The sequence below is a fragment of the Pseudoxanthomonas sp. UTMC 1351 genome (assembly GCF_040948865.1).
Lineage (GTDB): Bacteria > Pseudomonadota > Gammaproteobacteria > Xanthomonadales > Xanthomonadaceae > Pseudoxanthomonas_A.
On sequence record NZ_JAVGJT010000013.1, the window covers coordinates 199191 to 220371 of the forward strand.

Genomic DNA, 21181 nt, shown 5'->3' on the forward strand with positions numbered 1-21181 from the left:
CATCAATCTCCTTGGCATTGTTCCCGCACCATCCTGCGTAGGCCTGCTCTGAGCGTTAGCGTTACCAGGTAAGCAACGGACGTGACGATCATCGCCGTCGGCAGCGTAACATTAGACAACACCAACATTAACGCCAAAGTAACAAATGCGAACACGCCATAGATAACGGTTACATTTATGTGCCCGTATCGCCGGGAAAGGCGCTGATAGAGGTGTTCGACGTGCGGAGTCCACCAGCGCTGCCGGCGCAGAATGCGCGAAGTCAGTGTGAAACTCGCGTCCACAAGGAAAGCGCTCATCGGCAATAGCAACAGCGGCCAGCCAATGGACGAGACCGACAAACCGGCTGCCATCAGGCCCGCTAACGCGAACCCCAGCGCCCCACTGCCGACATCCCCCAGGAAGATGCGTGCTTTTGGGAAATTAAAAGGCAAAAACCCGCAGCACGCCGCTAGCAGGGCCGCCGCTAACCAGGACCAGGGCCCTGTCAATGCCAGAGTGAATGCGATGGCGGCGAAGGCGGCTTGGCTGGCCGCAAGGCCATCGATGCCGTCCATGAAGTTCCAGACATTGACCAGCACCATGACGAAGACTAGCGCGGCGGTGCCCTGCACCCAGCTCCCGGTGGTCCGGTAGGTCGCCGCTGCCAGGATCATTGCTGCTATCCCGTGCACGGCCAAGCGTAGCCAAGGGGACAGTGGACGGTGGTCGTCCCACCAGCCTATTCCCGCCGTCAGCAGCAACCCCGCTAGAAAGGCGGGCAGCATCAGTTCGCCGCCAGGAGCTCGCCACCAGAGGCAGGCTCCGGCCACCAGCAATACGACGACTATCGAAACTCCCCCGCCGCGCGGCGTTGCCACCTGATGGCTGCGCCGCTCGCCGGGCTGATCCAACAGATTGCTCCGTAGCGCATAGTGACGGGCCAGCCAGGTGACGGCCGCCGCGATCAGGAAGTGCAGCAGCAGCCAGAACATCACTTTCGGCATTACACCACCGCGTAATTCAATAGCGGCTTGATCGTGCCCCATTCCTTGCAACTGGGACATTGCCAATGATGAGTGCGGGCACCAAAACCACACCGGGAGCAGCGATAGCTCGGGTTGCGAACCAGCAACTGGTCGGTGATGTGCTTGAGGTCATGCAGCGTGGCTTCCGGATCGGCGCCTTCCGCTAGCGTCAAGTCGATCAATGCTGCTTCGCCGCGCACCGATGGTCGGTCCTTCAACTGTCGGGCCAGGTAAGCCCGCGCCGCTGCCACGCCGTCCTGACGTTCGACCAGCTTGGTCAAGGCGAGCACCGGAGCGATGCCACGGTAGTGCTCGCACATTTCCGACAGGAACGCCCGAGCACCGGAAAGGTCACCCACATGTTCGTAATTTGCGAGCAGGCCAGGTAGCACTTCCGGCAGATAATCCGGGTCGTGACGGGCAGCGCGTTCGAAAGCACGAATGGCCGCATCGTGATTACCCGCATCGGACTCAAGACGGCCCTCCAATATGCCGGCCCGCACGCAACCCGCGTCCGCCTGATACGCCCTGGCAATGGCTTTGCGCGCGCTATCCACCTGGTTGGCGGCGCGATGTCGCTCGGCTAACTCGCACTCGAACTGCGCCACCAGCTTGCCCATCGGCTCTCCGGTGACTTCCTCATAGCGAAGCGCGTTGTCGATGGCTTTTTCCCAATCGCGCTCGGCTTGATAGATGCCGATCAGGTGCTTCAAAGCCTGGGGCGCGCGCTGATCGATTCTGGCCAAATCGCTGAAAACCGTCTCCGCACGATCCAGCAACCCGGAGCGCATATAGTCCTCACCCAGCGCCAGCAATGCCTGCACCTTCTGCTGGTCGCTCAGGTCCGGCCGTTGCACCAAGCCCTGGTGAAGACGAATCGCCCGGTCCACTTCTCCACGACGGCGGAACAGGTGCCCCAGCGCCACCTGGGTTTCAAAGGTTTCCTTGTCCAGTTCGGCGATGTGCAGAAAGAGTTCGATCGCCTTATCCGGCTGCTCGTTGAGCAGATAATTCAGACCACGGAAGTAGGTGCTCGATAATCGGCTGACCTGAGTATCGCCATGACGTTGCCCGCCCCGTCGTCCTATCACCCACCCGCTCAGCGCTGCCAGCGGAAGAAACAGAAAGAACCAAAACCATTCGGTGACGAACGCCATTGTTTAGCCGCCTGCGGGAGGAGTGGAAGCCGGAGCGGACGATTGGCTTTTGGCTGCTTTGCGGAGCTTGGCGTACAGCGGCAGCACCAAGGTCGCGAAAATAATTGATCCGCCAACAACCACACCGGTCAGTAGCGAGAGAATGATGGCGTTGCCCGGAGTGGTCGACCACTGGAAGAAGACCAGATCCAGCGTAATAGCCGGACTGTCGTTGAGAAACCCGATGATCAGACCGGCGACCAGAAAAACCAGCGCGACGATCAAACGAAAGATATTCATCAGGCAGCTCCTTGCGATCGGGTGCCTAGCTTAGCCGAGACGCTCTCCGCCGAACATGGCGGCGGCAGCTCTGGAGAGGTGCTCTACTCGCCGTTCTCTTCAATTGGCGTGACGCTGCTGACGCGTTCGCGCAGTTCCTTACCCGGTTTGAAATGCGGAACATGCTTGGCTGGCAATGCAACCGACTCGCCCGTCTTGGGATTACGTCCCAAACGCGGCGGTCGATAGTGCAGCGAAAAACTACCGAATCCGCGGATCTCGATGCGATCGCCCTGCGCCAGCGCTCCACCCATCATCTCCAGCAGCGCCTTGACGGCGAGATCGACGTCTTCAGCCTTCAGGTGAGGTTGGCGGCGGGCCAGGATTTCGATGAGTTCGGATTTGGTCATCGCTTACGGCATCGGGCGGGTACACCCACGACCAGCCCGGGAAAACCCGGGCCGGCGGGGATTTGACTTGCTTGGACTTGCTATTGGCTTACTCGGACTTGTTGCCGTCCAGCTGGGCGCGCAGCAACGCGCCGAGCTGGGTGGTGCCACCCGAAGCGGACTGGTATTCCTCCAGCACTTCGCGCATCTCGGCGTCGTCCTTGGCCTTGATCGACAGTTGCAGCGTACGGCCCTTGCGGTCCATGCCGATGAACTTGGCTTCGACCTTGTCGCCCACCTTCAGGTGCTGGCTGGCGTCATCCACGCGCTCGTTGGCGACATCGCGGGCCGACACATAGCCTTCAATGCCGTCGCCCAGTTCGATCGTCGCGCCCTTGGCGTCGACTTCCTTCACCACGCCTTCGACCTTCGAGCCCTTCGGATGGGTAGCCATGTACTGGCCAAACGGATCCTGCTCCAGCTGCTTGACGCCCAGGCTGATGCGCTCGCGTTCCGGATCGACGGCCAACACCACGGCTTCCAGCGTGTCGCCCTTCTTGAAGTTGCGAGCGATGTCCTCGCCGGTGGAGTTCCAGCTGATGTCGGACAAGTGGATCAGGCCATCAATGCCGCCGTCCAGGCCGATGAAGATGCCGAAGTCGGTGATCGACTTGATCTGGCCGGAAACCTTGTCGCCCTTCTTATGGATCGCGGCGAAGGTTTCCCACGGATTGGCGGCAACCTGCTTCATGCCCAGCGAGATGCGGCGACGCTCTTCGTCCACGTCCAGCACCATCACTTCGACGTCATCGCCAACCTGCACCACCTTGGACGGATTGACGTTCTTGTTGGTCCAGTCCATCTCGGAAACGTGCACCAGGCCTTCGACGCCCGGCTCGATCTCGACGAACGCGCCGTAATCGGTAACGTTGGAGACCTTGCCGAACACGCGGCTGTTGGCCGGGTAGCGGCGTGCGATGTTGTCCCACGGATCCTCGCCCAGCTGCTTCAGGCCCAGGCTGACGCGGTTACGCTCGCGGTCGTACTTCAGCACGCGGACGTCCAGTTCCTGGCCGACTTCCACGACTTCGGACGGATGGCGCACGCGCTTCCAGGCCATGTCGGTGATGTGAAGCAGACCATCGATGCCGCCCAGGTCGACGAACGCACCGTAATCGGTGAGGTTCTTGACCACACCCTTCAGCACCACGCCTTCCTGCAGCTTGTCCATCAACTGCTCGCGCTCTTCCGAATGCTCGCTCTCGACCACCGCACGGCGGGAGACGACCACGTTGTTGCGCTTGCGGTCCAGCTTGATGAGCTTGAATTCCAGCTCCTTGCCTTCCAGGTAGCCCGGGTCGCGCACAGGGCGCACGTCGACCAGCGAGCCCGGCAGGAATGCGCGGACGTCCTTGATGTCGACGGTGAAACCACCCTTGACCTTGCCGCTGATGCGGCCGGTGATGGTTTCGTTCTTTTCCAGGGCTTCTTCCAGCTCGTCCCATACCATGGCGCGCTTTGCTTTCTCGCGCGAGAGGACGGTTTCGCCGAAGCCGTTTTCGAGCGAGTCGAGCGCGACTTTCACTTCGTCGCCCACGCCCACGTCGATTTCGCCGGCGTCGTTACGGAACTGTTCGATCGGCACGATGCCTTCAGACTTCAGGCCGGCATTGATCACCACCACGTCATTGCGGACTTCCACAACGATGCCCGTGACGATAGCGCCCGGCTTCAGCTTGGCCAGATGGGTCTGGCTCTGTTCAAACAGTTCTGCGAATGATTCGGTCATTGATTGATTACTCGGTTGGACACACGGACAGGCGTGCACCGCATCGGCGCTCCCCCTGTCCACCCTTTCGGTACTAAGTACCGTGTGTTGATGTGGATTAACCGGCGCTGCTGAAATTGCAGCGTTCCGGGACGGTTTCTGCCAAGAAATATTCCCTGCGCTGGCTGGAAACCTTTTTCTTTCATTACCTTTCCAAATCGGAAAAGAACTCAGAGCAGCCGCAGGAAGCCGCGGCTAGGATTTCACTATGGCCAGAACACGCTCGACGACTTCATCGATGGACAAACCGGTGGTGTCGATGAGCACGGCATCTTCGGCCGGGCGCAACGGCGCCACCGTGCGTTGTGCATCTCGGGCGTCGCGGGCGAGAATCTCGCGTAGCAGACCGTCTAAGGTAACGGAAACCCCCTTGTCTTTCAACTGCTTATAGCGCCTTTCCGCTCGCTCCTCGGCGCTGGCGGTCAGAAACACCTTGTATGGCGCGTCCGGGAAGATGACCGTGCCCATATCCCGGCCATCGGCTACCAACCCTGGCGCCTGGCGAAAGGCCCGCTGGCGCTCCTTCAGCGCCGAGCGCACCTCGGGAAAAGCAGCGATAGCCGATGCCACCGCACCGGTGGTTTCCAGGCGCAACTCCTCGGTTGCGTCCACACCGTTGACCAGCACCCGCAGCCCCTGTTCCGTTTCGCGGAAATCGACCCTGGTATCGAAGGTGCACCGCACCAATGCCGCGGCGTCGGAGATGTCCAGGTCCGACCAACTTGCCGCCACCCCCACTGCCCGGTATAGCGCCCCTGAATCCAGGTAGCACCAGCCCAGGCGGTTGGCGGCAATCCGGCTGACGGTGCCCTTGCCTGCGCCGGACGGGCCATCGATGGTCAGCACGGGAATGGTGTCTGGCATGGTCGTTCCTGTATTTTTCGCCCATTATGCCGTCGGTTTGCAGCCGGCCAGCGGCCGTGGAACCGATCCGGCACGAAAAGCTGACGCAACCACTTGATCTACAGACGGAAAGGCCGCTAGAATAGCCGGCTTAGTTTCGCCCCTATTTATTTTTACGCCGAGGTTTATGTCATGAAGGTCCTGTCCTCCCTGAAGTCGGCGAAGGCCCGTCACCGCGACTGCAAGGTGGTCCGCCGCCGCGGCAAGGTCTTCGTGATTTGCAAGTCGAATCCGCGTTTCAAAGCGCGCCAGCGCTGAAACACATAGGCACGCCCAAGGCGCGCCAGCGTCTGAAACAGACGGCAAGCCCCAAAGCGCCATTGCGCTGAACGGTACGCCACTGCAGGCTGCAGAAAGACCGCCTCCGGGCGGTTTTTCTTTGCCCGTACAGCGGGGGTCCGGGTCTCCGGACACGTAGCGACGCGCCCGCCGTCACGATTGCCGCAATACATTGCCGCGCGGCGGTTTTTTGTTGAAAGGCTTTTGTTATAAAGAGCGGGTCTTCTGGGGAACCACCTTTATGAATCGTCGTGCATTAGCTCTTCCATTGATCCTCTTGCTGGGCCTGACCGGCACAGCCGCCGCCGATACCCTGCTCATCGAGCGCGCCCAGGAAAAACCCGCCGAAGTCATCCCCGTCCGCGGCCAGACCGCGCAACAGGTCGAAGCACGTTTCGGCGCTCCCCAACAGAAGCTCGAGCCCCGTGGTGGACAGAAACGCCAATGGCCGACGATCCACCGTTGGGTTTACCCTGCTTACACCGTCTACTTCGAAAAGAACCGCGTCATCGACGTGGTCGCCAACCAGGCCGGGCCCGAGGAAATCGGGCCCAAACCGCCGATAAGATGATGCACGCCGCTCCTGGGAGCGCGTGCGCCAACCGCATGGACTCCACTGAATGACCGACGTTTTTCGCTTTCCTGCGGAATGGGAACCCCAGTCCGCCATCCTGATCGCATGGCCGCACGCCGACACCGACTGGTCCGAACGTCTCGGCGCGGTCGAAGACACCTACGTTGCACTGGTGGCGGCCATTACCCGCTTCCAGGACGTGGTGATCTGCGTTGCGGATGACGACCTGCAGACCTATGCGGAAGCCCGTCTGCGTTCGGCCCGGGTGGATATGACACGGGTGCGCTTCGTTACCGCCGAGTACGACGACACCTGGCTGCGCGACACAGGCCCGATCACCCTGCGCGAAAACGACCATTTCAAACTGTTGGATTTCCGCTTCACCGGTTGGGGCGGCAAGTTCGAAGCCAGCCGGGACGACCAATTGGTCGGCGAGCTGTCGGGTATGCAGCTGTTCCACAACTACTTCGTGCAAAGCATTAACTTTGCGCTGGAAGGTGGTGCTATTGAAACCGATGGTGATGGCACGCTGCTGACCACTTGGCGCTGCCTGCACGAACGCCACCCCGACGTCCCCCGCGAACAGATCACCTCACAGCTCGGCGGATGGCTGCATCAAGACCGAGTGCTCTGGTTGGATCACGGCTACCTGGAAGGCGACGATACCGACGCCCACATCGATACCCTGGCGAGGTTCGCACCGGATAACGCCATCGTGTTCCAAGCCTGCGACGACTCTACGGATTCCCATTACGACGAATTGCGAGCCATGGCCGAGGAGATCGCCGCGCTACGCACACGTGAGGGCGAACCGTACCGCTTGTTCCCGCTGCCGTGGGCCAAGCCAGTGCTGGACGAAGGTCGGCGCCTTGCTGCTTCCTACGCCAATTTCCTGATCATCAACGGCGCGGTACTGATGCCCGCTTACGGGGATGAGGCGGACGGCAAAGCCGCTGAGGTATTGGCGGCGGCCTACCCTGGCCGCGAAATCGTTCAAGTGCCCTGCCGCTCGTTGATCTGGCAGAACGGCAGTCTGCACTGCATCACCATGCAGTTGCCGAAGGGCCTGGTGCCGTAGAACGGCGCCAGCTTGCAGCTACCGGGTGCGGCTGACGCCCCGGACTGGCCGGCGGGACTTTACAGCTCCCCTCACCATGACTTTAGTTGGGGGCGGAACAAACGCTTCATTCACACACTCTCACCACCAAATAGCCGATAACCGACAGTCCCGCCGCCTCTGGAGACTGCCGTGTACACACGCCGCACGTTCTTGACCTCGAGTGCCCTCGCCGCCGCAGGCGTCACCCTCGCCGCCTGCCGAGATTCCGCTCAAGCGCAGGCCGATGGCGGAGGACAAATCACTGCCGCGAAACCGGCGAAGCCTCTGCCTGGACCGCTGAATACTCGCGCCATTCCCAGCTCCGGCGAACGAATTCCAGTGATCGGCATGGGCACCTCCGGCAGTTTTGAGGTTGGCGATTCCAAGGACGAGCGAGACCCGTTACGCGAGGTGCTGAAACGTTTCTTCGCTGCGGGCGCCACTGTCATCGACACCGCACCGACTTATGGCACCGCCGAGGACGTTCTGGGGCCACTACTGGCCGAGCAGAAGCTGACCGAAAAGGCGTGGCTGGCGACCAAGCTCTCCGGCGTCAATGGACGTGATGAGGGCATGGCGCAATTCGAAGACAGCCTGCGCCGGCTGAAGACCGACAAAGTGGAACTGTTGCAGGTCCACAACCTGGGCGACCTGAAGACACAACTGGCGTTGGCACGCGAACTGAAAGCGCAGGGCCGGGTACGTTATGTCGGCGTCACCCATTATCAGGAACGCGCGCACGAAGAACTGGTCGGTGTGATGCAAGCCGAAAAACTGGACTTCGTGCAGATCAACTATTCGGTCGTATCACGCGGCGCGGAGAAGCGACTGTTGCCGCTGGCGCAGGATCGCGGTGTCGCGGTGATGATCAATCGCGCCTTCGAGGACGGCAAGCTGTTCGCCCAAGTCAAAGACAAGCCATTGCCCGCAGCCGTGGCCAGTGCCGGCGTCGGCTCCTGGGCGCAGGCTTTCCTCAAATTTGCGCTCAGTCATCCGGCAGTGACGGTGGTGATCCCCGCGACCGGCAAGCCGGACCGGCAAAGCGACAATCTGATGGCAGGCGTTGGACCGGACCTGACAGAGGAACAACGGCAGGCGCTGATCGCGGCATTGGGCTGACTTGAGCCAATGAGCGAACGCCGCACCCACCCGCTGCTGCGCGGTATCGCGCGATTGTTCGACGTCGAACCGCGCGAAGCGCCAGCGGTGCTGGCTGGCTTGGCGATGTTCTTCCTGCTGTTCACCGGCTACTTCATGCTGCGGCCGATACGCGAAACCATGGGCGTGGCCGGCGGCGTCGACAATCTGCAGTGGTTGTTCACTGGCACGTTCATCGCGACGCTGCTGGTACTGCCACCATTCGGCTGGCTGGTGTCGAAGGTGTCGAGGCGGCGAATCGTGCCGTGGGTGTTCGGCTTCGTGGTCGCCAGCCTGCTCGGGTTCGGCTTGGCGATGCTGTGGCAGCCGGACCAAGTGTGGACTGCGCGAGCGTTCTACATCTGGGTATCGGTCATCAATCTGCTGATGATATCGCTGGCCTGGAGCGTGCTGGCGGATGTGTTCGCCAGTACCGAAGCAAAGCGTCTGTTCGCGCTGATAGCGGGCGGTGCCAGTCTGGGCGGATTGATCGGCCCGTTGCTGACAGCGCTGCTGGTCCAACCGCTGGGACACGGCGGCCTGATGATCGTATCCGCGCTGCTGATCACCGCCAGTGCGACGACCGCCACCTGGGTGCACCGGTGGCGCGACCGCCATCCGCTGCCCGCTGGCACGAGCACCGCGGAACAGCGCCGTCAGCCGCTAGGAGGCAATCCCTTCGCCGGCGCCATCAATGTGTTCCGTTCACCCTACCTTTTGTGCATAGCGGTGTTCGTGGTGCTGTTGGCCACCGTGACCACCTTCTTGTACTTCGAGCAAGCCCGGCTGGTCGACGCGCTGTTTCCGGACAAGGCGCGGCAGACGCAGGTATTCGGCTTGATCGACACCGTGGTGCAGGCATTGGCCATTCTCAGCCAACTGTTCATCACCGGACGCATCGCGCAGCGCCTGGGCGTGGGCGTGCTGCTGGTGGCGGTGCCATTGGTGATGGCAGTGGGCTTCGTGTGGCTGGCGCTGGCACCCACCTTCGCGGTGTTCGTGGTGGTAATGGTGGTGCGGCGCGCCGGCGAATACGCATTCGTCCGGCCAGGGCGCGAAATGCTCTACACGGTCGTCGCGCCCGAAGCCAAGTACAAGGCCAAGAACTTCATCGATACGGTGGTTTATCGCGGCGGCGATGCGATCAGCGCGTGGGTCAAGCGCGGTTTGGACCTGGTCGCCGAACAACCGGCGGTGGCGATGCTGATCGGTGCGGGCATAGCGCTGGCATGGGCTTGCACGGGCAGCGTATTGGGGCGGCGGCAGCGTGAAAAGGAGGCCGCCGCTACCTCGTCGTAACCCGGCGTTTACCCCCCTGTTCACGCCCCGGGAAGCCTGCGCCAAGCTATCCGCGGTACCATTCGGGCTCCCCGAATCTCCCCTTCGCCATGCGCCGCACGACTCTGCCCGTTGCCCTGATCCAGGAAAAAAACCACGGTGACGCCGACGCCAACCTCAGCGTCATCGAAACCCGCGTGGCCGAAGCTGCCAAGCGCGGCGCACAGTTGGTGTTGCTGCAGGAATTGCACAACGGTCCTTATTTCTGCCAGCACGAAGCCGTGTGCGAATTCGACCTGGCGGAGCCTATTCCCGGCCCCAGCACCGAACGTCTCGGCAAGCTGGCCAAACAGCATGGCGTGGTACTGGTCAGCTCGTTGTTCGAGCGCCGTGCTGCCGGGCTGTACCACAACACCGCCGTGGTCTTCGAAAAAGACGGCAGCATTGCCGGCAAGTACCGCAAGATGCACATTCCCGACGATCCGGGCTTCTACGAAAAGTTCTACTTCACGCCGGGCGACATCGGCTTCACGCCTATCGATACTTCGGTTGGCCGCCTGGGTGTGCTGGTCTGCTGGGATCAGTGGTATCCGGAAGCGGCACGGCTGATGGCGCTGGCCGGAGCGGAGCTGCTGCTCTACCCCACCGCGATCGGCTGGGATCCGGATGACGCGCAGGACGAAAAGAACCGCCAGCGCGACGCATGGATCCTCAGCCACCGGGGCCACGCCGTCGCCAATGGGCTGCCTGTGCTCAGCTGCAATCGCGTCGGCCATGAAGCCTCCCCATTGGGCGCTTCCGGCATCCAGTTCTGGGGCAATAGCCATGTATTGGGACCGCAAGGCGAGTTCGTGGCCGAAGCTGGCGGCGAGCCGGAAATCCTCAGCGCGGAAATCGATCTGGCACGCAGCGAGCATGTGCGCCGCATTTGGCCGTTCCTGCGCGACCGCCGCATCGACGCATACGGCGATCTGTTGAAGCGCTACATCGACTGAGAGTCCATCACTTGAGCCTGCTGATCCGCGACGCCACCGCCGCCGACGTCTCCGCCATTACCGCGCTATACGCCGACGAAGTGCGCGAACGCGTCGCCACCTACGAATACGACGCACCCAACGAACAGGAAATGGCTCGCCGCATGCGCGACATCCAAGGCGCCGGTTATCCGTATGTGGTCGCGGAACTGGATGGCGCTTTCGCCGGCTACGCCTACGCCAGCAGCTACCGCGGACGTATCGGGTATCGCTGGACAGTGGAAGACACCGTGTACCTGCGCCCTGAATTCCATGGCCGCGGTATCGGCAAAGCCTTGCTGGCAAAACTGATCGATCTTTGCGAGGCCCAGGGTTTTCGGCAGATGGTGGCGGTGATCGGCGAACCGGGCAATGGTGCCTCTGTGGCGTTGCACGAGCGTTTGGGCTTCCGCACGGTCGGCATATTCCAGGGATTGGGCCGCAAGCATGGCCGATGGCTCGATACTGTGCAGATGCAGCGGCCGCTGGGCTCGGGCGATCGGGATGCTCCCGCTGGCGAAGACTGTTGATCTGCTTTCGCCTGAAGCCAATTTCCCTCTCTCATTTTCCCGCTATCCAATCTTCCGATGGTGGCCGACGCCGCCTCCATACCCCACGACGTTTCCAGGCTTGAACGAATGAACGACTCCTCTCCCCAGCCCACTACGCCGCATTCGCTCGAAGGCCAGCCATGGCAGGTCGTCGAACGCGACGGCGTGCGCTTCACCCTGCTGGGCACCGCTCACGTCTCCCGCAGCAGCGTGGACGCCGTGCGCGCGTCCATTGCCAGCGGCGAGTACGACAGCGTGGCGATCGAACTGGACGCGGGGCGCCTGCAGTCGCTGACCGATCCGGACGCACTCGCCAAGCTGGATCTGATTAAGGTACTGCGCGAAGGGAAAACCCATCTGTTCGCAGCCAACCTGGCTTTGGCCGCGTATCAGCGGCGGCTGGCCGAACAGCTGGATGTGGAACCCGGCGCGGAGTTGAAGGCCGGCGCGCTCGACGCGAAAGAACGTGGACTGCCGCTGCATCTGATCGACCGCGAAGTCGGCCTTACCTTCAAGCGCGCCCTGCACCGCCTGAGCTGGTGGGGCCGCGCCAAGATCAGTGCCGGCATCATGGCGGCGATGTTCGTCGACGAGGAAGTGGGCGACGAAGAGATCGAAAAGCTCAAGCAAGGCGACATGCTGGAATCCAGCTTTGGCGAATTTGCGGCGGACAACCCGGTGCTCTACAACACCATCATTGCCGAACGCGACCGCTACATGGCGTCGCGCCTGCGCCAGGTAGCGCAGGAGAAACCACGACACGACGATGATCGGCCCTATGAAGTTCTAGCCGTGGTCGGCGCCGGCCATTTGCCCGGGCTAGCCAAACATCTGCGCGAAGACAGTGCGCCACCGGCCGACCTCCTGGCGGAGCTGGAACATGTTCACCAGAAGAGCGGATTCCCCTGGTTCACCGTCGTACTGGCCGCATTCGTGCTCGGCGGCTTTGCCTGGGGTTTTTGGCAAGGCGGCGTGGATGTCGGTTCAGACCTGATCGTGCAATGGGTATTGGCGACCGGGCTGTTGGGCGCACTCGGTTGCGCCATTGCCGGCGGTCACCCGCTGAGTATCCTCGCGGCGTTTATTTCATCACCGCTGACACCGCTGCATCCGGCATTGGCATCGGGTACCGTCAGCGCCCTGGTGGAAGCGACCTTGCGTAAACCCACCTACGCCGACTTCCTGGCGCTGCGCGACGACGTGCAGACGCTGCGCGGCTGGTGGAGGAACCGGGTAGCACGCATCTTGCTGAACTTCTTCCTGACCAGCCTGGGCACCGCCATCGGTGTGTGGACCGGCGGTTTGCGGATGCTCGGCAAGATCATCGGCTGATCCCGATTTCGCGACCGTACTTCTCAAAGCCTTAGACACGGATCAACGCAGATAAACACGGATGAAAAGCGTTCAAAGGCTCTATCCGCTTGTTTCTGCGTTAACCGTGTCTAGCAGCTCATCGGCTGACCCCCAACTTCGCGCTTCCCTGTAACAGCGACGTGTATCGCGACCGCGCCTTCTTAAGCTTTAGACACGGATCAACGCAGACCAACACCGATGAAAGCGTTCAAACGCTTTATCAGTTTGTTTCTGCGTTAATCCGTGTCAAAAAGCTTCTGGCTTCCGAGTGCCTGCCAATCATTCCGTATGAATCGCCGCGACGGCCGCGGCAGGCGCGCCGCTACCCTTGCGGGTGCGGGCACGCTTGATCAGCCGCACGGTGCCGGTACGCAGATCATCGAGGATCGCGTAGATGGTCGGCAGGAACAGCAGACTGACCACCGTAGAGAACGCCAGGCCGCCGGCGATCGCACGCGCCATCGGGTAGTACGGCGGGCCATCGCCACCCATCTGGGTATTTCCCCACGCAATCGGGATCATCGCCAGGATCGCGGTGCCCATGGTCATCAGGATGGGACGCAGCCGCTCCCGGCTGCCCTCGACCAAAGCGTCCGTCCGCGATTTTCCGCGTCGGCGTAGATTGTTGATGTGCTCGATCATCACGATGCCGTTGTTCACCACCACGCCCATTAGCACCAAAATGCCGATGAACGCCATGATGTTGAACTCGGTGCCGGTCAACCAGAACAACCAGAACACACCGAACACCGAGAACAGCACGCCACTCATGATTGCTGCCGGGAACAGCAGCGATTCGAACACCGCCGCCATCACGATGTAGATCAACAACAACGCGATCACCAGGTTGGTCATCATCTGCGCGCCGGCCTCATCCTCTTCCTGGAATGCGCCGCCGTCGAAGGAATAGCTGTAGCCCGCCGGGAAGACCGCACCCTTCAGCGCCTCCTCCATCGCCTTGCGCGCTTCGGGCACGGTGACCTTGTCGCCCAGATTGGCCTGCACGGTCAGCGTCGTCTGGCGATTGGTGCGCTGAATCTGCGTCGAGGCCGGGCTCACGTTCACGTCCACCATGCTGAGCAACGGCACGGTGCGTCCATCCGCGGCCCGCACCATGAACGCGTCCAGGTCTTCGATGCCATAGCTCTCAGCGCCGGAAAAACGCACCCACACCGGCACTTCGTTCTCGCCGCGCCGGAATTCGCGCAAAGGCGCGCCACGCAGTGCCACGCCGACGAACTCCGCCACTTGCTGAGCGCTGAAGCCGAACGACGCCGCGCGTTCGCGGTCGACCCGCACCGACAGCTCACTGTTCTGATCGCCCGCGTCCACACGCACATCACGCAGTTCCTTGCGCTTGCCCAGCATCGGCACGATCTCACGCGCGATCTCCGCCAGTGTTTCCGTGGAATCGCCGACCAGTTGCACCTGCACCTTCTCGCCCGGTTGTCCTCCACCGCCCGGACCACCGCCGCCATCGCCTATGCCAATGGTGGCGCGCGCGGACTTGGGCAACGCCTTGCGAATCTCTTCGACGATCTTCTTGGTGTCGTCGATTTCGTTGACGTTGAACTTGACGCGGGTACCGGCGTTGCCGCCCTCGCTATACCAGGAATAGATCTGCTCGATACTGAAGCGTTTGCGGTTGGCGTCCAGGAATTGCTCGACTTTCAGCACTTCGTCGGAAACCTGGCCCAGGCTGTAGGAACCATTCCACTGGTAGAAGATATTGGTTTCGGTGCCGTCATCACCACCGAACATGTTCTTCTTCGTTAGCATCATCGGCACGATGCTGACCGCGATGATGAGCAAGATACCCAGCACGCTCCAGCCACGGTGATCCAACGTCCAGCGCAGCATGCGGGCATAGCGTGTCTGCATGCGTGGAATGATGCCGGTATGGTTTCCGACAGCGGGTGGCGTTTTCATGCGCGCCGACAACATCGGAATCAGGCTGATCGCCACCAACCATGACGCCAACAGCGAAACCGAAATGGTAATGGCGATCTGCGACAGATAGATGCTCAGGAAGTTGCGCTCGCCGAACAGGTTGGGCACAAACACGATGCAGTGGCACAAGGTACCGGCGGACAACGCGATGGCCACATGACGGGTACCCAGGATCGAAGCCAGCCGCGGCTGGTCCGGCATACGCTCGCGTTCCTGGTAGATGCTTTCCACCACGACCACGGCGTTGTCCACCAGCATGCCGATGGCCAGCAACAGCCCCATCATCGACAGAATGTTGAGCGTGACGCCGAAGAAATACATGAAACCCAGCGTCATCACGAAACAGATCGGAATCGCCAGCGTGACCATCGCCGTGGAGGGCCAATGGCGCAGGAAGAAGAACAGCACCGCGATAGACAAAACCAAACCGATCATGCCGGCCTCGGCCAATTCGATCAGCGATGTGGTGACATTGTCGCCCTGATTGTCGATGACCTTGACCTGGAGGTCGCTCAGCGAGGGTTCCTTACGGATCTCCTCCACTTCCTTCAGCGCCCGACTGGATACATCCACCAGATTGGCGTTACGTTCCTTGAAGATATCCAGGCCCACTGCCTTGCGCCCATCCAGGCGCCGGCCGTAGTCCATCCGTTGCGGCTTCAGGCGAATCTCGGCGATATCCGACAAACGCACGCCATTGCTACCAATCACCAGATCTCGCAGTTGCTGCAGGTCGGTCATTTCGCCCACCGGCTGCACGCGTAGGCGTTGTCCGCCATCGGTGATGGTGCCGGCGGATACCGAGAAGTTGATTGCCTGCAAACGCGTGGTCAGGTCGTTGAGACCCAGGTTATGCGCGGTGAGGCGGTCCTGATCGATCGCGATCTCCACCTCATTGGCCGGTGCGCCTGAGATATCGACGCGCGCCACGCCCGGGATGCGCTCGATACGCCGCTTGAACTCGCGGTTGATCATATCGTAGGCGCCGGTCAGGTCGGCATCGCTGGCCAAACGCACACGCAGCACCGGCTGGTCGGTGGTGGAGAACTTCAGCACCAGATAGCGTTGCAAGTCGTCCGGCAGATCGTCGCGGATGGCATCGATACGCTCGCGCGCTTCCGAAGCGGCAATGGCGACATCACGCTCCCAATCCGAGAACTGTATGAAAATTTCCGCGCCATTGGCATTGGCGGTGGCATCCATGCGCTTGATGCCGGACATCGTCGAAAGAGTTTCCTCCACTGGACGCAACACCGTGCGTTCCACCTCTTCCGGTGTCGAGCCCGTATAGGGCAGCGACACGAAGATGAAAGGAGGCGAAACTTCCGGGAAAGCTTCCAGCGGTAGGCGAACCGCGGCGATCATGCCAACGACGAACAGCGATACGAACAGCATGATCGCGCTGACGGGACGCTTGATGCTCAGTTCGGCGACGCTCATGCGTGATCCAGCCCTTCATTGCCCATTGCGGAGAGCGATTCCTCGTTTCGCTTGTTCAGGCGACCACGCTCGGCGTAGTACTCGTCCGAGCGCCTGTCCAGCAGGTCGTACACCACCGGGATTACCACCAGCGTCAGCAGCGTGGACACCAACAATCCGCCGATCACCGTGATCGCCATCGGCGAACGCACCTCCGCGCCCTCGCCGAACGCGAGCGCCAGCGGCAGGAAGCCGAACAACGTGCACAACGTCGTCATGATGATCGGGCGCAAGCGCGAACGCGCTCCTTCGATCAACGCCTCGCGCTTGGCCACACCGGCTTCGCGCAATTGGTTGACCTTGTCGATCAGGATGATGGCGTTCTTCACCACCAGGCCAACCAGCAGGATCAAGCCGATAAACACCACCACCGACACCGGCGAACGCGTCAGCAGCAGCGCCAGAACAGCGCCGACCAATGCCAGCGGGATGGTGAACAGGATGACGAACGGATGCAGCAGCGATTCGAACTGCGAAGCCATTACCAGGTAGACCAGGAAGATTGCCAGCCCGAAAGCGAACAACAACGCCTTCACCGATTCGGCCAGTTCTTCGCCCTGCCCGCCGATGTGCATGCCAATGCCAGCGCCTAGCGAATTTTCCGCCACCATGTCGCGCACTTCCTGCACGGCCGCGCCCAAGTCGATGTCGCGCAGGTTGGCCGACACGATCGCCACGCGCACTTGATCCGCGCGGTGGATTTCGCTTGGTCCTGTGGTCGATACGACCTCCGCCACGGATTCCAGTGTCACCGGACGCGAACTGCCCGGGTTGACGATCAGCTTGCGGATGCTTTCGACCGAAGCGCGATCGGACTCCTGCGCACGCACCAGCACATCGATCTTGCGATCGCGGAAGCTGTAGCGAGTGGCAACATCGCCACGCACTTTCTTCACCACCACGTCGGCGATCTGGCGCGTCGTCAGCCCCAGCGCACCGGCACGATCCTGGTCGAAACGGATCTGGATTTCAGGAAAGCCCTCTTCCACCGTCGACTTCACGTCCGCGTAGTGCGGATTGCTGCGCAGCAATGCCGCCATCTTCTGTCCGGCAGTCTGGATGGTTTCCAGGTCCTGGCCGCGCAGTTCGATTTCCAGCGGCGTGGAGAAACTGAAGAGCTCGGGACGGCGGAAATCGACCTGTGCGCCGGGATGCGCTTTCATCGTGGCGCGCAGCTTCTCAGTCTCTTCCGCCTCCAACTCCTTGCTACCGCCATCGGCCATCACCACGGTGATCTTGCCGATGTTTTCGCCGCTTTCGGTGGGATTCGCGTCCAGACGCGTGCCACTGCCACTGACGCCATACAGCGCGCGGATGCCCTCGTCTTTGGCGTGTTTTTCCTGCAGCTCGCGCACTAGTCCGTCGGTTTCCCGCAACGGCGTGCCGGGCGGCAGCTTCACCGTCATTTCAAAACGATCCTGGGCCAACTGCGGAATCAGGTCGGCGCCCAGCATCGGGACGATCGCCAGGGTCAGCGCGAACGCCGCCGCTGCAAAACCGAGTACCAGCCAGGGTTTGCCCAACGAGGTCGGCAGCAGCTTCATGTAGCCGCGTTCCGCATAGTGGTAAGGCGCCATCGCCAGATCGCTGGCCTTGCGCATCACCGGGCCGATCACCGCCGCCAGACCGCGCCAGATCCGCACGAACAGCCAGGCGATGCCGAAGAACACGCCACGAGATGCGACACCGACGCCATGGCCGGTTATCGCCACCGGCTTCTGCCAGCGCGATTGAGGCTGCCATGCCGGATGCGGCGCTTCTTCCGGGAACGCCATCGGTGGCCGTCCCTTCAGTGCGCTCAACATCGGAATCAACGTCATCGCCACTACCAGCGACACACCAATCGCGATGGCTACCGTCAACGCCTGGTCGCGGAACAACTGTCCGGCGATGCCTTCCACGAAGACCAGCGGCAGGAACACCGCGATGGTGGTCAGGGTCGATGCCACGACCGCCATGCTGACCTCGCGGGTACCGGTGATAGCCGCCTGCAAGATACCCAGGCCGCGCTCGCGTGCCTTGGCGATGCTTTCCAGCACGACAATCGAGTCGTCCACCACCAGGCCGGTGGCGAGCGCCAGGCCGCCCAGCGACATCACGTTCAAGCTCAGTCCCAACTGATCCATGAAGAAGAACGTGGTCACGATGGATGCGGGCAGCGATAGCGCGACCACGAAGGTGCTCCAGCCGTCGCGCAGGAACAGGAAGATGATCAGGATCGCCAGCATGCCGCCGATCACCGCGTCCTTCTGCACGTCGCTGATGGCGTGGTTGATGAAGATCGATTGATCCTCAATCGTTGTCAGCTCCACGTCCGCGGGGATCTGCGTTTTGATCTGCTCCAGCTTGGCCTTGATGGCATCGGCAGTGGCGACGGTGTTGGCGTCGCCTTCCTTGTAGATCGCCAGTTCCACCGCTTCCTTGCCGGCCAGGCGGATGATGGCCTCGCGTTCCTTGTAGCTTTGGCGCACTTCGGCGACGTCCTTCAGTCGCACCGGCACGCCACCGGCGATCACGCTGGAACTGGACGAAGATGCACTCTGCACGGACGCCGCCGCCGCCATGGCAGCCGCATCGCCGGTGGAAGCCGCGATGGCCGCCATCTGCTGGGCTGCGCTGGCAGCGGCGTTATTGCCCGCGCTCTGCGTGGTGACCAGCATCTCGCGGATTTCGGTCACGGTAGCGAACTGGTTGACGGTCCGCACCAGGTAGCGCTGCGAGCCCTGCTCCAGGCGGCCGCCGGAAATGTTGATGTTTTCCTGCTGCAGGCGCTGGATGACGGTGTCGATGGGCAGATTCAGCTGCGCCAGTTTCTGTTGGTCGAGTTCGACCTGGATTTCGTCCTCCAGACCGCCGCCAACCTTGACGGCGGCAACGCCTCCCACCGGCTCCAGTTTCTTTTTCAAGTCGTCGTCGGCGTAGCGGCGCAGCTCGGTGAGCTGGCGGATGGAGTCGGCATCGGTCTTGCCCGCGGCCTTCGACGACAACACAAGACGCATGACCGGTTCGGTCGACGGATTGAAGCGCAGCAACACCGGCGCTTTGGCTTCCAGCGGCAGCTGCAGTATTTCCATCTTGTCGCGGACTTCCAGGCTGGCCTGGTCCATGTCCGTGCCCCAGGCGAACTCCAGCACCACGTCGCTTTGGCCCGTGCGCGAAACCGACTTCAGCTTGCGCAGGTTCTTCACCACGCCAACGGCTTCTTCCACCGGCTCGGAGATCAGCGTTTCGATCTCCGACGGCGCCGCTCCGGTGTACTCGGTGCGGACCGTGAGTGTGGGATAGCTCAGGTCGGGCAGTAGATTGACCTTCAGCGAGGTCAGCGCGATGCATCCGAACAGGAACATCGTGATCCAGAACATCGCCACGGTGACGCGGCGGCGCGTGGAGAACTCGACCAGTCCACCGCCGGTCAGACCGGGAGGCGGCGCCAGCGGATCGATGCCGGCGGGTGGATCGTTATCGTGCGCGCTCATTGCTGCTTACCGGCAGCTTCAACCTCCACCTTGGCGGTGGCTTTCGCGACCGGCTTGCCGATCACTTCCACCGGCGTGCCGTCGCGCAGCGCGATCTTGCCGGCGGTGACCACGCTATCGCCGACGTTGATGCCCTGGAGTATCTCTATCCACTCGCCATCCATGTAACCCAGCTTGACCGGCGCACGCGAGGCCTTGCCATCACGCACCGCGAATACCGCCGGATCGCCTTCATCGTCCAGCAACGCAATGCGCGGCACGACCAGCGCTTCGGCGCGCTTGTCGTAGTCGATCTTGATGCGGCCGAACATGCCCGGCTGCAGCACGTCGCCGCCTGCGAAGCTGCAGACCACGCGGAAGGTACCGCTACCGGAATCCACCACCGGCGCGATGCGATCCACCACGCCTTCAAAAGACTTGCCTGGAATAGCGTCAACTTGCAGCGATACCGGCTGCCCGCCCTTCAGAGTGGACAGTTCGCGTTCCGGGACATTGAGCGTGGCTTCCAACCGCGAGTTGTCAACGATGCGGAAGATCGGCGTATTGATCTGCACGAAATTGCCGGTCTTGATCGAGCGCGACGCGATGATGCCGGAGATCGGCGCTACTACCGTCGTGTAGGAAAGCTCCAGCGATGCCAGACGATACTGCGCGCGGGCGTTCTCCAGGTCGTACTTGATCTGGTCCACGTCGTTGGCGCTGATCATCTGCTGCTCGACCAATTGCTGCGCACGGTGGTAGTTGTTCTCCAGCTTGCGCATCTGCGCTTCGCTCTGGGCGACCGCCAGACGTGCGCGATCCGGGTCCAGCCTCACCAGCGGCTGTCCCGCCCGGACCAGTTGCCCTTCCTCGACCATGACCGCCAAGGCGACGCCCGAGGTCTTGGCCACCACCTGCGATTCGCCACGGGCATCCAGCGCCGCCGTCCCTGTGTAGCTGGCCGCGACAGGACGATGGGCGGCCTTCACCACTTCCACCGGCACCGCATCCGGGCCCTTCGGGGCTTCGCCGTTCTTGGCCTGGGCTTCCGGGGTGGGGCCGCCGCCCTTGCAGGCCGCCAGCGCCAACACGCCGAAAACCAACGGAATCAAGGCGATACGGTGAAAGCGGCGGAATGGTGTGATTGGTCGGGACATGGGACGGGACCGTGTGGTTGTTGTTTAGGTGTTGTATGAAGGTATATCACCCAACCGTGACTTTCATGCGCCGAAGGTCATGGTGACTTGCGTCGAGGGGATCTGAAATTAGATGCAGCAGGAGCGCTGCCGGTTGCACCATGGTCCCTGCGTTTGGCGACAAAACGATGATCGGCGTCCGGCCGACCGGCGCGTTCAGGGGCAACCGGGTAGGAGCGCCGTCCCGGCGCGAGCTTTTGCTGTCAGGTCGCGACAACGGCGAAGAGCTCGCGCCGGGACGGCGCTCCTACGGTTCCTGGTCAAGACCGACATCC

The 21181-nt window shown here is 61.9% G+C and carries 17 protein-coding genes; 8 read left to right on the forward strand and 9 right to left on the reverse strand.

The genetic code is table 11. The annotated features are described in order from the left end of the window. Positions 1–2 precede the first annotated feature (2 nt). The 6 genes from AB6O04_RS10805 to cmk form a co-directional block, all read right to left on the reverse strand. Positions 3–986, reverse strand: coding sequence for a glycosyltransferase family 4 protein (locus AB6O04_RS10805; RefSeq protein ID WP_368563891.1), 984 nt, complete (start codon positions 984–986; stop codon positions 3–5). Beyond that, entirely contained in the window at positions 986–2164 is a 1179-nt protein-coding gene (gene lapB / locus AB6O04_RS10810; RefSeq protein WP_368563892.1) for a lipopolysaccharide assembly protein LapB, read from the reverse strand. Before lapB ends, AB6O04_RS10805 begins: the two co-directional genes overlap by 1 nt. A gap of 3 nt (positions 2165–2167) precedes the next feature. Then, a complete protein-coding gene (locus AB6O04_RS10815; RefSeq protein WP_368563893.1) occupies positions 2168–2443 on the reverse strand; it encodes a hypothetical protein in 276 nt (91 codons plus the stop codon). A gap of 83 nt (positions 2444–2526) precedes the next feature. Then, on the reverse strand, positions 2527–2832 hold the full coding sequence (locus AB6O04_RS10820) for an integration host factor subunit beta (protein WP_368563894.1): 306 nt from the start codon (positions 2830–2832) through the stop codon (positions 2527–2529). An 88-nt stretch (positions 2833–2920) separates the two neighbouring features. Next, positions 2921–4639 carry a 30S ribosomal protein S1 gene (rpsA, locus tag AB6O04_RS10825; protein WP_337342020.1) on the reverse strand — a complete coding sequence of 573 codons (1719 nt, stop codon included), beginning with the start codon at positions 4637–4639 and terminating at the stop codon, positions 2921–2923. A gap of 195 nt (positions 4640–4834) precedes the next feature. Next, positions 4835–5503, reverse strand: coding sequence for a (d)CMP kinase (gene cmk / locus AB6O04_RS10830; RefSeq protein ID WP_337342021.1), 669 nt, complete (start codon positions 5501–5503; stop codon positions 4835–4837). Between the two features lie 171 nt (positions 5504–5674). On the opposite strand from cmk, the gene ykgO reads away from it, so the two are divergent. From ykgO to AB6O04_RS10870, 8 genes are all read left to right on the forward strand, one after another. Beyond that, on the forward strand, positions 5675–5800 hold the full coding sequence (gene ykgO / locus AB6O04_RS10835; RefSeq protein WP_010342887.1) for a type B 50S ribosomal protein L36: 126 nt from the start codon (positions 5675–5677) through the stop codon (positions 5798–5800). A 262-nt stretch (positions 5801–6062) separates the two neighbouring features. Beyond that, positions 6063–6392, forward strand: coding sequence for a hypothetical protein (locus AB6O04_RS10840; protein ID WP_368563965.1), 330 nt, complete (start codon positions 6063–6065; stop codon positions 6390–6392). A gap of 49 nt (positions 6393–6441) precedes the next feature. Further along, a complete protein-coding gene (locus AB6O04_RS10845; RefSeq protein WP_368563896.1) occupies positions 6442–7473 on the forward strand; it encodes an agmatine/peptidylarginine deiminase in 1032 nt (343 codons plus the stop codon). A gap of 171 nt (positions 7474–7644) precedes the next feature. After that, positions 7645–8613, forward strand: coding sequence for an aldo/keto reductase (locus AB6O04_RS10850; protein WP_368563897.1), 969 nt, complete (start codon positions 7645–7647; stop codon positions 8611–8613). A 9-nt stretch (positions 8614–8622) separates the two neighbouring features. Then, positions 8623–9930: an NTP/NDP exchange transporter gene (locus tag AB6O04_RS10855; RefSeq protein ID WP_368563898.1), complete on the forward strand. Its 1308-nt coding sequence runs from the start codon at positions 8623–8625 to the stop codon at positions 9928–9930. Positions 9931–10019: 89 nt separating this feature from the next. Further along, positions 10020–10904: a carbon-nitrogen hydrolase gene (locus AB6O04_RS10860; RefSeq protein WP_368563899.1), complete on the forward strand. Its 885-nt coding sequence runs from the start codon at positions 10020–10022 to the stop codon at positions 10902–10904. Positions 10905–10915: 11 nt separating this feature from the next. After that, positions 10916–11452: an N-acetyltransferase family protein gene (locus tag AB6O04_RS10865; RefSeq protein WP_368563901.1), complete on the forward strand. Its 537-nt coding sequence runs from the start codon at positions 10916–10918 to the stop codon at positions 11450–11452. A gap of 108 nt (positions 11453–11560) precedes the next feature. Next, positions 11561–12805 carry a TraB/GumN family protein gene (locus AB6O04_RS10870; RefSeq protein ID WP_368563902.1) on the forward strand — a complete coding sequence of 415 codons (1245 nt, stop codon included), beginning with the start codon at positions 11561–11563 and terminating at the stop codon, positions 12803–12805. A 300-nt stretch (positions 12806–13105) separates the two neighbouring features. Here AB6O04_RS10870 and AB6O04_RS10875 read toward each other — a convergent pair whose 3' ends face one another. From AB6O04_RS10875 to AB6O04_RS10885, 3 genes are read right to left on the reverse strand one after another with little or no spacing between them, the layout of a single operon-like run. Continuing rightward, on the reverse strand, positions 13106–16216 hold the full coding sequence (locus AB6O04_RS10875) for an efflux RND transporter permease subunit (protein WP_368563903.1): 3111 nt from the start codon (positions 16214–16216) through the stop codon (positions 13106–13108). After that, a complete protein-coding gene (locus AB6O04_RS10880; RefSeq protein ID WP_368563904.1) occupies positions 16213–19731 on the reverse strand; it encodes an efflux RND transporter permease subunit in 3519 nt (1172 codons plus the stop codon). Before AB6O04_RS10880 ends, AB6O04_RS10875 begins: the two co-directional genes overlap by 4 nt. Next, positions 19728–20801, reverse strand: coding sequence for an efflux RND transporter periplasmic adaptor subunit (locus AB6O04_RS10885; protein ID WP_368563966.1), 1074 nt, complete (start codon positions 20799–20801; stop codon positions 19728–19730). The genes AB6O04_RS10880 and AB6O04_RS10885 overlap by 4 nt, the downstream gene beginning before the upstream one ends. Between the last annotated feature and the right edge of the window lie 380 nt (positions 20802–21181).